We start from the raw sequence: 13,195 nt of genomic DNA, 5'->3' as shown, positions 1-13,195 counted from the left end.
CGCGTCCCCCGTGATGCTCAGACGTCCCAGGCGAGGACGAACGCGAGAGCTGCGGCCGTATCGGACAGATCGGGCAGCGTCATATCGGCGCCGGCAGCGCGGAGGGTCGATTCGGAATGCACACCCGAAGCCACCGCGAGGACGCGCGCGCCGCCGCGGTGCGCGGCCTCGACGTCACGCGGGGTGTCCCCAATCACGGTGGCGTCGATCCGCGAGTGGGCGTACTTGCGGGCTGCGCGACTCTTGGCGAGTGAGACCAGCTCGGCTCGATCTCGACTGTCGGAGCCGTATCCGCCGATATCGAGGTCGAGCCAATCTAGCAGCCCGAACCCAGCCACCTTTACCTCAGCGTTGGCCCTGATGTTCCCGCTGACGATGGTCTGTGCAGTGCCGGCGTCGGCCAGGGCGATGAGCAGCTCGTGAACACCGGGGAGAACCCAGCCGCGATCGGCGAGCGCCTGGCGATGTCGCGCGCCGGCGTACCGCAACGCTGTCTCCACCCGATCCCATGCGACCTCCGGGGATGCGTGCGACCGCAGCAGGTCCGCCATGATGTCGGGGTCGGTCCGGCCTTCGGTAACCGCCGAGTGCGTTGGCGCGATGCCCGTTAGCTCCAGGTACGCCGCGGCGTAGATCTCCTTGCTGACGCCGGCGTTCTCAATCAGCGTGTGGTCGACATCCCACAGCACGAGGCGCACCATGCCGCCACGATACGACAGCGGAATTGGTCCTGCAGAGTCCTTGACATGTCCAAAAACGTACCGTGAACTAATGCCGTGAACGAACGACTGCGAACGGTCATGCTGCAGCGGGGCTACACGCCTGGAAGGCTCGCGAGGGCCTGCGACGTCAACTCGAAAACCGTCGAACGGTGGCTCAGCTCAGGCCGCATCCCTCACCGCGAGACGCGGTGGACCGTGGCTCACGAACTCGACGTCGACGAGGTCTATCTCTGGCCAGAACTGCTCGCAGAGCGCGACGCCGACGAACGACAGGACGCCGTGCAGTCGGAGTTTGTCGGCGTCTTCCCGGACCGCGCCTCCGTGCCTCGAGATACCTGGCTGCAGCTGGTGGGGAGCGCGACGCGACACATCGACGTCCTGGTCTACTGCGGAACCTTCATGGCGAACGTGATGCCGAGGATCGCCGACATGCTCGCCGAACGCGCCGGTGCCGGCGTCCAGGTCCGCCTCTGCTGGGGCGACCCCACCAGCGCGGCTGTCGACATTCGCGACCGCGAGGAAGGTCTGCGCGGAGCACTGCCGCACAAGATCCGTGCCGCACTCACCTACTACCGCAGCCTCGTCGACGTGCCCGGGTGCGAGGTTCGGCTCCACGCGACAACGCTGTACGCATCCCTGTTCCGCTTCGACGACGTCATGCTCGCTAACCCCCACATGTGGGGTGCGCCCGCCTCCGCGAACCCGCTTCTGCACCTTCGCCGGCTAGAAGGCAGCACCTGGTTCGACGGCTACCGGCGCAGCTTCGATGCCGTGTGGGAGACCGCTCAGCCCTGGGACCAGTCCGTCTAGGGATGACCCTTTCGGCGGATCAGTCGGTGGTTCGGTAAACCAACACACTCGCCCACGCTGCGCAGGCCGTGCCTTCCCCCTCGGGTCCTATGCCGTCGTTCGATCGAGCCTTGACCGAGACATCGGCGAGGTCCATCCCAAGCGCCGTCGCTAGGTTCTTTCGCATCTCTTCGATGTGCGGTCGGAGTCGGACCGTACCAAGCGAGATGAAGCTATCAACGTTCGCGACGGCGTACCCACGCTCGGCGAGATAGCCGGCGAACTCCTCGACAAAACCTAAGCTTCTCGCGTCGATTGCGTCTGGATCGTCCTCCGGGAAGTGTGTTCCAAGGTCACCGTCCGCGACTGCTCCAGCGAGCGCATCGAGCAATGCATGGCAGAGGACGTCGCCATCAGAGTGCGTGTCGAAGCCAACCCCTGCAGGAATGGTGACGCCACCAAGCACCAGACGATGACCGGGCACCAGATGATGGATATCGTGCCCGATGCCGGTACGAATAGACGGGTATGCAGACATCGCTTGCGACTCTAGTCGCTGGACCGACCCAGCTGTCACCGACCCAACCCTGGTGGACTACGGACGACTCAGCGACGTACCTCGACGTCGCTTCGCAACCGTTCGCGCATACCTTGCCCGCCGCCCATATTCCCGAGGCCGGGCGTCGTATATAGACGCATGCAGTTGTGGTGCCCAAAGACCATCACCATCGGAACGATACACGCCCCTCGATCGCACCCAAGCGCTGATCAACAACAATAAGCGCCGGCGCGCATTGCAAATTCACAACTTAGTGTCGATCAATCGTCATCCTCGTCTTCCACATAAGCCGTTGCAAAAATATCGTTCTGTGCGCGCAGCTCGTCAGTGATCAAGCGACTCAACTTTCTGTCCAGCAAGATCCAACAATCCTCCACGCCAATCAGTGGGTCCAGCGAATCGAGCGGGCAACCCGATAGCGACAGCATGCCTAAGCTCGGATGCTGGTCGCCAATACCCGTGAGATCGGAAATACCCGTATCCGAAATTTCCAGGAATTGGAGTTTAGACGCAGCACGTAACAGCTTCAAATCATTGAATCCCTTGCACCCACGCAAATTCAGGTCGCGCAGCTCAGTCAACGTCGCGAGGAAGCGAAAGTCTACTAGCTCCGCCGCATCCCAAAGGACGAGTTTCTCAAGCTTTGACCCCGCGAGCTGACTCGCGTCAGCAAGATGCACACAATCATGCAGGACAAGAGTCGAGATTCCTGCAGCGATGCCTTCAAGGCTGCGCATATCTCCACTCACTGGGCTCAATTCAAGCGTGTGAAGGTCATCATGCCGCTTCAAGGCGTTACAGGAATGGCCCGCGCCCAACGAGAACCCGAATCTACGGCCCTCTCCCATAATTGATCGAAGCTTGAGCGAACGCAGGCGGCCATCTCGCGGAAGCCAATCGGGCGCCCTAACAGTTGCTCTCGCTCGCAACGAGAGGTCCAGGTCCGTAAGCCGGGTGTCCGCGAGAGGGCTAAGGTCAATTTCCGCCGCTGGCTGCGTGATCTGTAGAGAGCGGATGGAAGGGTGATGCCTCAGTGCTGATATGTCGGCCAATTGCCGACATGATTCAAGCTTCAGCGTTTGCAGCGAATCCGGGAGTATGGGGAGAGATGTCATCTCAGCCTGATGAATCAATAGGGATTTAAGAGATGTCATGCCCTCGATTGGCTGCAGATCGGCTATCTGTGAACCATTTGGGAGGTTTAGCTCAGTCAGTTTATCGATATTTCGCAGACGCGACAAGGACCTCAAGCTGGACGATCCGGTGAAGGCGACGCTAGACACATTCTGCAAGTGATCAACAGCGTCGAGCGCCTCGAGATCGTTTAGCTCTAGAGTGCCTTCCAGTTTGGCGTGACTCAAAATCTCGCGCGCGTACCGGTCGCACTCAAAGTTGTCCCATCCGCGCAAAAGTTCCCGCACAACAGTTCGGCGAGAATCAGCTCGATACGCTTTCAAAACCTCGAGCGCCCCGTCAGTACCAATGAGGCAGAGTGCTCTAACGCACGCGGCAGCAACCGATGCTCGCCGCCCAACGAACTGCGCCAATAGCGTTGCCGTCTCTGACCCGGCCGACGCCACGGCTCGCGCTTCCGTCATATTGATTGGGGGCAATGCCTGCGCAAGTGAGGCATGGACCGCGGCCGTCGTATCCGGATTCAGTTCCACCGCGGTTTCCAAACATGCTCCCGCCAACAGGTACAGTCGATGTCGATTGCTATTTTCCTCACGGCCCCGCTTCAATAGCCCACGTAGCAGAGAATCGCGCTGCTTTGGACTCGCATGACCAACACCAAGTATGACCGTTTCTCTCCACTGATCATCCGTTGCCTTCTCGATAAGAAGGGGTATATTCTCCTCCGTCACTACTCTAGCTGCGGCGAGATACTCCTGGAAAGTGCGGTGTATAAAATCGATCCTGCCTTCGACTGGCTCTCGTATCAGACCGCTGCGCACTAAGAGATAGTCAAATACGTCGCTGGGGGATGCCTCAATCGCCGGGAGGTACGGTAAACGCAAAGCGACGCGAGAGATGGCAACGTCCCGTTCGAGATCCGATCGGGAGTTCAACAGCAACCAAAATGCTAGATCCTGTAGTAACATTTCCTTTTCGCGTAGGCCCAGGTCGATGTCTGCGACCGCGATTTCTCGTTCAATATCCCGTCGTTCAAGGAGGCTCTCAAGCGCAATTCGGTAGAGCTCCATTCGATCTCGAGGCAGCTTGGTACGCCGATCGCGATTGAGGGCGCACAGCATCGCACAGAGCAGTGGCGTCGACGCCAGCCCACGCAGGCTGGGAACTTCGCGAATCTTCGCTATTAAATCGCGTTCAAAGCGTGCCAGTTGCATGTCTTCGGCATTGGTATTAAGCCGTCGCGCCGCGGCGTACCAATGCTCGACGAACGCAACGATGTCGGCAGTCCCCATAGGCGTAAGTTCTGACACAGCGAAGCCAGCTTCGGCTAGCCAGTCTTCGGGCACCGCAGGAGGACGGGTGGTCACAACAAATCGGCACTGGGGGAATTGGATCAACAGTTCTTGGAGCCAATCTCGCGCTGAGTCACGCTGGTTCTCGGGTAACTCGTCAACCCCGTCCAGCAGCAGCAGCACTCGACCCGCGTCCATCTGCCGATGCACCCAGCCCGGAGGCATGATGCCGACGATGTTGCCGGCAACATGATGCAAAAACTCTTGTGGCAAGGGTAGCTGACTATTCGCGTACCGCCGCAATTGTAGAAAGATGGGGATCATGCGGGACCACGATTCAAGTGGTCCCTCAAACGCATCCCGCGCAGCGGTAACGGCCAACCACTGGAGAAGCGTCGTCTTTCCCGACCCAGCCTCGCCTCGAATAACGTGCCGATTGCTTGAGGCAAGAACCTCGTCAACCGGGAAAACTGCGCCTTCGTCCGATGATCGATCGACTTCAGCCTCATCGTCATTATCGGTCTCGTGACCTGCGGTCGGGACAAAATGCTGGGACATCGACGCGGTAAGCGTGATGTAGGCAACACTCAACTGATAGCGTGCGGATGCTTCTGAAAGACTGAGGCCGAAGAGTTCCAGTTGATTCAGAACTCGGGATACCTGTCGGCGGTAGCGCAATTCGAACTGCTGATCTTCGGATTCACGCTCCACCTCGGGTTGTGGAATTTGTGACAAAATGGTTTCTACTACATTCTGAATATGAGTTTCTCTTCTGAGTAATTCAACTAGAGCTGAACTCGTGAAGCTCGGCAAACCGGCTGCAAGTTCTACGACATAGCTGCAATTCTCACGAAGGAGTCGATCAAAGAGATACTGTGCGGGCGGATTCAAATCGTCTCGCTCTTTCATGGACGGCGACTCGGTGAGCAAATGTTCGAGCGCAGTTGGATCGAGGTCGATCGCAAATAGGTTGCTGGGGTCCAGGTGTTGTACCGTGCCAATGACGTTCGTGACGGCCACCAGCGTCGCGAGCTTTTCATTTTCGGCAAGGCCGCGATATTCGTTATCCAGGAGCGGCGCGAGTTGCTCTGCAATCCGCTCAGCCATCACCGCGAACTGACGCGAAGTACGCCGTCGTTCCGTGATACTCGAGACGCGGCCCGATAGCTGATCGATCACGCCGTCCGTCAGGGTGATTGCAACCTCGCTCTTAATCCACATCTTAGCGACAGCCTTTGCGGCCGACGTTCCCAGCTGGAGCAGAAGGGTCTCAAGCATTAGCCGACTTTCTGGTTTGTGGACAGCTGACTTAGCGATCTGCCTCGATCCCGCGAGACGGGCATTGGGCGAGCCGCCGGTATCGGACAGGAGTTAGCATTTCACCACACAGCTTGGAGCGCGTGTGTGCCGGAACACAAGCCGCCAGGGCGCGACAGAGACGTGTTGGCGCGGGCCGGTGAGGTGTTCGACCTGCACCCGTTGCGAACCGTCGATCCGGCTCAAGTTGGCGTTGCGGCGGGCATGTATGCGTCGAGGCGCCGCGGTGATCGACGGCAACCGGTACCTGCGACGGTTGATCAGCCTGGCCCGCTGGGCGTTCCCGGATCTGTGGAACGCGTTCGGTGGGTCGTTGCCGACCGCGGTCGGAGTGCTCGGCCGCTGGCCGCACCTGGCCCGGCTCGCCGCCGCGCGGCGTTCCACCTTAACCGCGATGGTCGCCCTGCACACCCGTGGCGTCTCCGACGTGCCGGCACGAGTGGAGGCGATCTCGATCGGCCGCGGCCGCCTGGGCTGTGTTCTGGGACGGTCACCTGGACTTGGACGCGCTCGGGTTCGATGTCATCGAACACCTTCAGGACATGGCCGACGCGAAGGCCCGGACCGAACGGGACGATACTGCGAGATCTAGAGTTAGTCTTTGGAACTCGGCAGCTTGGGTCCCTTCACGCGCAACAAGCCGAGTGCCCTTATGGGCACGGTCGTCGGCAATCCAAAACTATTTGGCGGGCTTCTATCCAAGCACCTCGCCGGCCCGCCTCCGCGACTGCGACGGTTGTTCTTTGCGCAAGAGGACTACAAAGACTTTTGGCGACGGCCACTCGCACCTGCCCCACAGCAACCGAACATGACAGCCGGCCGCATCCACGTTGGCAATTTGCTCCGCGGGAGATCATCCCTTGGGCCAGATCTTTTCGAACTGCTTGTCGAGTTTGTCACCGACCTTACTCAACTCCGGATTGAAGGAGGCAAACACGGCCAGTACCGCGGCGACTAGGAGCGATACACGCACACTGGTCGCCGTTTGCGAATCGGCCGGAACGCCAAGCGCCCATGGAAGAAGAAAAGCCGAAGCCGCGAGCACCACGGGCGGCAAGGCCTGTTTGACGATTCGGAGGACAGTCGAGCGAGCAGGCGCCGCGGCCTCCTCCGACAAAAGGTCTTTCCATTCTCCCCTTAGCGCCGCTTTAAGATGACGGGTCGCACCTGCGCCAACTTGCTTCGCGCTCTTAGGGTCCTTCAACAAATCATGCTTATACGATCTAATCGTCCTAGCAAGCCTATGGGAGGAATCAACTGCCCAAGTGGTATCCGCCGCATTACCTCGCAGCGCACGGCCGAACCACCCTCCCAATTCACACTCCGAGTCACAAGCGGCAAGTTCAATCTCGATCAAAGCGCGGCGAAGATGGGTATCAGGGCCCATGCTTTTTTGCCGATCCGCATGGCCAATCGAGTCGTCTTGCTGCAAGTAGTAACAAATGTTTAGTAGATTGACACTTGTGCAATCGAGTGGGTATTCCTTTCCGGACAACCATCGCCTCACATGACTCCGACGCATAAATGGGAAGCGTACAACTAGCGGCGTCAATGCAGAAATAGCGATCGGCCCGAACGCGGCGATCGTCAGCACGTCTAAAAGGCTAGACACATGTTGCATAAGAATATAGACGACTATATAGGCCAACGCCGCAAGGATTGCGACTCGCCTAATGCTGACGCGGTCTGCAGCGACTGGACTGGCCACGAAAGCCAGAGCAAGCGCACTGCCAATAGCTGCACATAGCGTAACGTCCGTAAGATATCCTCCGACCAAATCTACCGAGAAAGCTGCCGGCAACGCAATGTAACCGGCTGCGTACAGGAGAATCTTAGCTGAGCCGCGGCGGGGAATTTGCCAAAGTGTAAGGTAGTCGAGACTTGCAACCATAAGTACTACGAGGAGGCTCACGAAACACATGTCAAAGAGGGCGGATATGTGTCGTTCCATTAATGCTGAGGATGGACGAGCCAAGAATATCGCCAATACGACAACGCCCATGCCTAAGATGACTGCCATTCGAGGACGACTCGTCGACCCACCTTCGTTTTCGAGTGTTATCGCGGCATCCCACAGTTCTAGGTCGCCGGTACCGCGCTTTTCAACAGGTCGGGTGCGCCAGCTCGCTGCGGGACGACTCGAAAGTAGCGCCATCGCAACTATTGCTGCAAATGACAACAACGATATCGCGGTCCACTTGGGCGCGAGCAGTAATGGCAACGAGACGAACCACATGCATACTAACGCCGGAATCAGCCCCGGCTGTCTTGGTGCGATCTTCGCCGCATCGGATCGCTTCGGAGCGAATTTCGCATACGCCCAAAGAAAGTCCTCTCTTGCGACCTTCTCGCGCGGCAGAATGGTTATCAGGTATGTTATGCTTCCGGCCACGAATGCGAGCGTTGTCGTCAAAATGTACTTATCCGTCGCCTCGCCCAGATCGCTCGTATTGCCGAACAGGCCAATCAGTAAGATTGGCGGCAAGGCTATCAGTAGCACGTAGGCGATAGCGTCAAGAAGCTTGCCACCATCCATGGCCAAGAAGCTACGATCAATTACCGCCGTCATGGCGGAGCGCATCTCCTCGTATTCGGAATGGTCGATCTCTGGAAGAGATTGCAGCATACTGGCAGCCGAAGTGTCCAACCACTCAATGTCCGCCGGCTTCTTCGGGCGCACTGCATCAAGCAAGTGCTCGCCCCCGGCCTCCAGCGTTTGCCGAGGCGCGTCCAGAGCCTCTCGCGGCGAGTGCCTCAGCTTGTCGTCAGGCTCCGATTCGTTCAATAACCCGCCCTGGAAAGCCCGCGACGTCAATGCGACCCCCTAAGCTGACCAAACCTAGTAGATGGCGCTCGGAGGTTTGATTCTGTCACGCTTCTTGGGGGCTCGTCCACTTAGATTCGGTGTCGAATCGCTGTCTGGGTTGCACGGCCGATGACCCCAAACGGGCTCGGGCGACTGCCAGCCGGTTGCCGCCCTCGGACGGTCGCTCGGCCCTGGCGCCAACCCGGATATTGGAAGATGCCGAACTGGGCCGTCTCCAATAGTGACTGGTCTCTCACTTAATTCGCGGGTTCTGGGCTCAAGTTCCCACGGGCCCACTGGGCGGCCGGGCACGGTGGAACCATCTTGCTCTTATAAGGGAGCGGTCCATCGCACGCCCTGAGGCGGACGATCCGCACGAGCCCGCTCGGGGTCGGGCACGGTACAGCAGCGAAGTACAGCAACAGTCGCACCGCTCGTTGTGGTTGTTGTCGTCCGTGCCGACTCGGGATCGTCCGCGCGGAGGCCCGCGCCAGCCGTGCGCCAAGTTCGGGACGAAGAGGTCGCAGGTTCAAATCCTGTCACCCCGACCGCTGCGACAAGGGCGATCACGTCGCTGGCGTGCGCATGATTCGCGCTGCCTGATCCGACATTCGCGTGACGTCCTGGTCGAGTGACGCCATCCGCATCGTGCCCCTAGCGGCGCTACCATTCCCCATGGCCGTCCCCAATGCGGAACTCGACACACCGAGAGCCGGACTGAACGGTCGCTCGGCACTGCGGCGGGTCTCGGTGGCCCTGGTCGCGACCGTCTGGCTGAGCACGGCGTTGTTCGGCGTCTACATCTTGATCTACTACGCCGGAGCCGTGGCCGATCGACAACTCGGTGACTGGAACGCCGTGCTGCCGCGCCTCTACGAGCGGTCCGCGCCGACGGCGACGGCCTCGATCGGCCTGCATTTCGCGGCCGGCGGCGTGATCTTGATGCTCGGCTGCATCCAGCTCTCCCGCCGGCTCCGCGACCGCCACCCGGCCGTGCACCGCGGGCTCGGCCGGGTGTACCTGGCCGCATCGTTCCTGGCCGGCATCGGCGGCCTCGGCTTCATCTTGATCAAGGGCACCGTCGGTGGTCCGGTGATGAGCGTCGGGTTCGCCGGGTATGGGATCGCGCTGATCTTCTGCGCGGTGCAGGCATACCGCAATGCCCGAGCCCGGCGGATCGAGATCCACGAGGCATGGGCGTTGCGGTTGTTCGCCCTGGCCATCGGCTCGTGGCTGTATCGGATGTACTACGGCTTCTGGTTTCTGCTCACCGACCGGCTCGCGCATACCGAGGACTTCCACGGCGGCTTCGACCGGGTGATGGCGTTCTTCTTCTGGGTGCCCAACTTGATCGTCGTCGAGCTCTACCTCCGCGCGCGGCGGCGATCGTCGTCCGCGATCACGCGGTGGGCGGCGGTCGTGCTGCTGGCCGTCGCGACCGGTTTCGTCGTGTTGGCGACCTACTTCTTCGCCGTCGAGTTCTGGTTCCCGGCGATGGCCGGGCGCTTCGCCGCCTGATCACTCGGCGCGACCACCAAGGTCAGGTGCTGACCCAGATCACGACGATGATGATCGCAATCAGGGCGAGAGCGATCGCGACGATTCCCAGCCAGAGACAGCCCGGGCGACCTCTCTCTCCACCCTGCGGCTGTTGCGGCGGGCCATATCCGCCGGACGGTGGTTGCTGTCCATAGGGCGGTGGCTGCCCGGACAGTTCCGGCGGTCCATAGGACGGGCCTTCCCGAACCATGCTTCAGGAGCCTTTCGACAACAGCGCGAACACGAAGACTGCCGTCTCCACGACGAGGGCAACAACAGCACCCTGGAGATAGCGGAACTTCCGCACGACGACTCTTTGGTTGCGTCCGTGTGCTGCGGAGAGCTCGTCGATGAGATAGAGCCGGACGGCATCCGGCGCCGGGTCCTTCGCGCGGGCTGGCCAGCACCTTCCGGGCGTCGACGCCGAACGCCAGCCTCGCCGGCCACGTCACCGCGAGCGAGAGAACGCGGACGACCACGAGGAGACCCAGTAGTGCCCATCCAGACCATCCCGGCAAGGGGGTGCCTTTGCCGGGATCCGTGCTGAACATACCGAGGCCGGCCAGAGCACAGCATCGCAGGCCACACAGAACTGCGGGAAGGGCTGAGCCGCGCCGGCGATACGCCTGAGCGGGGCCGTACTCAGGATCTGTCGGTGTGAATCCCGCGGTCGCGGGGCTGGGTGAGCACCTGCCCGGCGTACGGCCCGTCGATCCAGGTGCTGGTGCCGAGGCCCTGCACCTGGTCCGTCTTCAGATCGTCGAACCGGATCCAGTAGCCGGCGTGGGCGCCGGGCTGCTGGGCGACCGCCCGATAGTGCCGGTTCGCGTTCAGCGTCAGGCCGATGTCCGGCTTGACGGCCAGCTGGGCCAGTCCGCCGCGGAGGGTGCAGGAGTCGATCATCAGGTTGCGGATCGGGATACCGGTGTTGTTGACCATGACCACACAGTTGCCGTTGGCCCACCCCTGGCCCAGCAGCCACGGCTTCGCCGGGTTGGCCCCCGAGCCGGCGATCGCGGTGGCGGTGGCCTCCAGCTTGAGCCGTCGCAGCGTGATGTCCCGGCCGCCTTGGATCTCGATGCAGTCCGGGTGGGTGCCGTCGGCGTGGCTCGGGGTGACCAGGTCCGGGTAGTAGTACGTCAGGTCGTGGATCCAGGTGTCCTCGATCACGACCCGAGCCGACGACGAACCGGTCTGAGCGGTGGCATAGATCCCGGCGCCGTCGATCGTTCCGGTGATCTCGGAGCGATAGACCTCGTACTGCCAGCCGAGGATCCCGTCGAGACAGTTGAACGGGAGCTGCGGCCGGATCGTGCACTGGTCCAGCACGGCCTGACCGACCCGGCGGTTGTAGCAGCGGACGCAGGCCTGCTGGCCGCTCATCGGCTGCGCCGGGCCACGGAACAGCGAGCGCGTGATCCGGGCGCTGCCGGCGAAGGTGATCACGCCGTGGAACCGGAGCCGGTCGCCCACGAACCCGTCCGGGAGGACGACGACACCGGACGTCGAGGGCGGGTTGTAGTCCGTCAGCGGGGTGCCGGTGGGGACGCCGTACGTCGCCGCCGCGGCCTGGGACGTGGTCAGCACACCCATCCCGGCCGCAGCGGCCAACGTGGCCAGAACGGTACGTCGGCTGATCACCGGGCGGCCGATCCGGCTGGCGCCGCGCCATCGACGCAGACCTGCTGCTCCCCCACGCCACCAGTATGACGATCGACCCAACGAGTTAGGCCGAATAGCGCAGGAAAGGGCTACTTGCCGCGAAGTCCGATCGGGTTGCCGTCGGGGTCGTCGACCACGCTGACCCGGGACTCGGGTGCGACCTTCATCGGTGCGGTGCGCTCGGTCCCGCCGGCCGCGATCAGCGCCGCGTGGGTGGCGTCGAGATCCTCGACGTCGGCATAGGCGACCGGGCCGCCGGAGACGTCGCCGGGCGCCAGGGCGACCTCGAAGCCGTCGACGTTGTAGCCCACGTAATAGGCCGTGTCGGTGTGCGGATCGCCCCACAGGGTCGTGTAGATCGCCTTGGCCGCGTCCAGGTCGGACACCGGGATCACCAGGCTCTGGATCGGTGCACTCATGCTTTTCCCTCCTCGGGAAGTCGTGGCGGTCACATCGGGGGCCGCACGTTCGTCGATCAGATGACGGATCGACCGAGCAGAATGTGACAGCCATGGATGACCGGACCGAGATCTTTGAACAGCAACGTACTCACCTGCGCGCGGTGGCCTATCGCCTGCTCGGGTCGGTGCACGAGGCCGACGACGCGGTGCAGGAGACCTGGCTCCGGCTGCAGCGCAGCGACGTGTCCGCGATCGACAACCTGCCAGCCTGGCTGACCACGGTCGTGTCGCGCATCTGCCTCGACCAGCTCCGCGTCCGCACCGCACGCCGCGAGGACCTCGATGCCGAGCCCGGCGACCTGGCCGATCACGCCGGATCCGACCCGGCCGACGAGGCGGAGCGGGCCGATGCGGTCGGCCAGGCGCTGATGGTGGTGCTCGACTCGCTGGTGCCTGCCGAGCGGCTGGCGTTCTGCCTGCACGACCTGTTCGGGCTGTCCTTCGACGAGATCGCGCCGACTCTCGGCCGCAGCAGCACCGCCTGCCGTCAGCTGGCCAGCCGGGCCCGGCGCCGGATCCGCGGCCAGGGAGAGGACGTCGAGGTCGATCGGGTCCGGCAGCGCGAGGTGGTCGACGCCTTCCTGGACGCGTCCAAGAACGGCCGCTTCGACCGGTTGATGGAGCTGCTGCATCCCGACGCGGTGGTCGCCGCCGACGCGGCCGCGGTCGCGATGGGCGGCCCTCCGCCGCGGCTCAGCGGTGCCCGAGAGGTGGCCGAGTTCTGGAACGGTCGCGCGAAGGCGGCCCGGCCGGCCGACCTGGACGGTTTCGCCGCCGCCATGTGGAGCCTGCGCGGCGAGGTGAAGGTGGTGTTCGCGTTCACCGTCGAGGACGGCCTGGTCCGCGAGATCGAGATCCTGGCCGGCGACCTGGACCGGCTGGACGTGCACGGGCGCAAGGTCCGGTCCCGCTGA

The 13,195-nt window shown here is 62.1% G+C and carries 9 protein-coding genes; 3 read left to right on the top strand and 6 right to left on the bottom strand.

Features of this window, described 5'->3' with window-relative positions; all coding sequences use genetic code 11:
• Window positions 1-17 precede the first annotated feature (17 nt).
• A complete protein-coding gene (locus tag ABD747_RS22065; protein ID WP_344808706.1) occupies window positions 18-701 on the bottom strand; it encodes an HAD family hydrolase in 684 nt (227 codons plus the stop codon).
• Window positions 702-776: 75 nt separating this feature from the next.
• Here ABD747_RS22065 and ABD747_RS22060 point away from each other — a divergent pair, with 75 nt between their 5' ends.
• A complete protein-coding gene (locus ABD747_RS22060; RefSeq protein ID WP_344808704.1) occupies window positions 777-1,532 on the top strand; it encodes an XRE family transcriptional regulator in 756 nt (251 codons plus the stop codon).
• Between the two features lie 19 nt (window positions 1,533-1,551).
• Here the strand turns inward: ABD747_RS22060 and ispF are convergent, their stop codons facing one another.
• From ispF to ABD747_RS22045, 3 genes are all read right to left on the bottom strand, one after another.
• Entirely contained in the window at window positions 1,552-2,049 is a 498-nt protein-coding gene (gene ispF / locus ABD747_RS22055) for a 2-C-methyl-D-erythritol 2,4-cyclodiphosphate synthase (RefSeq protein ID WP_344808702.1), read from the bottom strand.
• A 281-nt stretch (window positions 2,050-2,330) separates the two neighbouring features.
• On the bottom strand, window positions 2,331-5,774 hold the full coding sequence (locus ABD747_RS22050) for an NACHT domain-containing protein (RefSeq protein WP_344808700.1): 3,444 nt from the start codon (window positions 5,772-5,774) through the stop codon (window positions 2,331-2,333).
• An 892-nt stretch (window positions 5,775-6,666) separates the two neighbouring features.
• Window positions 6,667-8,598, bottom strand: coding sequence for a hypothetical protein (locus ABD747_RS22045; RefSeq protein ID WP_344808698.1), 1,932 nt, complete (start codon window positions 8,596-8,598; stop codon window positions 6,667-6,669).
• A 696-nt stretch (window positions 8,599-9,294) separates the two neighbouring features.
• Here ABD747_RS22045 and ABD747_RS22040 point away from each other — a divergent pair.
• Window positions 9,295-10,137 carry a DUF2306 domain-containing protein gene (locus ABD747_RS22040; protein ID WP_344808696.1) on the top strand — a complete coding sequence of 281 codons (843 nt, stop codon included), beginning with the start codon at window positions 9,295-9,297 and terminating at the stop codon, window positions 10,135-10,137.
• 663 nt (window positions 10,138-10,800) lie between these two features.
• On the opposite strand, the gene ABD747_RS22035 is transcribed toward ABD747_RS22040, so the two are convergent.
• Together ABD747_RS22035 and ABD747_RS22030 are read right to left on the bottom strand one after the other, a co-directional pair.
• Window positions 10,801-11,799: a hypothetical protein gene (locus tag ABD747_RS22035; protein ID WP_344808694.1), complete on the bottom strand. Its 999-nt coding sequence runs from the start codon at window positions 11,797-11,799 to the stop codon at window positions 10,801-10,803.
• Window positions 11,800-11,909: 110 nt separating this feature from the next.
• Window positions 11,910-12,239 (bottom strand): VOC family protein, encoded by a 330-nt coding sequence (locus ABD747_RS22030; protein ID WP_344808692.1) that lies wholly within the window; start codon window positions 12,237-12,239, stop codon window positions 11,910-11,912.
• A 92-nt stretch (window positions 12,240-12,331) separates the two neighbouring features.
• Here ABD747_RS22030 and ABD747_RS22025 point away from each other — a divergent pair, with 92 nt between their 5' ends.
• Window positions 12,332-13,195: a sigma-70 family RNA polymerase sigma factor gene (locus ABD747_RS22025; RefSeq protein WP_344808690.1), complete on the top strand. Its 864-nt coding sequence runs from the start codon at window positions 12,332-12,334 to the stop codon at window positions 13,193-13,195.

It is taken from the genome of Microlunatus ginsengisoli, from assembly GCF_039537205.1.
Classification (GTDB): domain Bacteria; phylum Actinomycetota; class Actinomycetes; order Propionibacteriales; family Propionibacteriaceae; genus Microlunatus; species Microlunatus ginsengisoli.
This window is presented reverse-complemented; position numbering and strand designations above follow the sequence as displayed.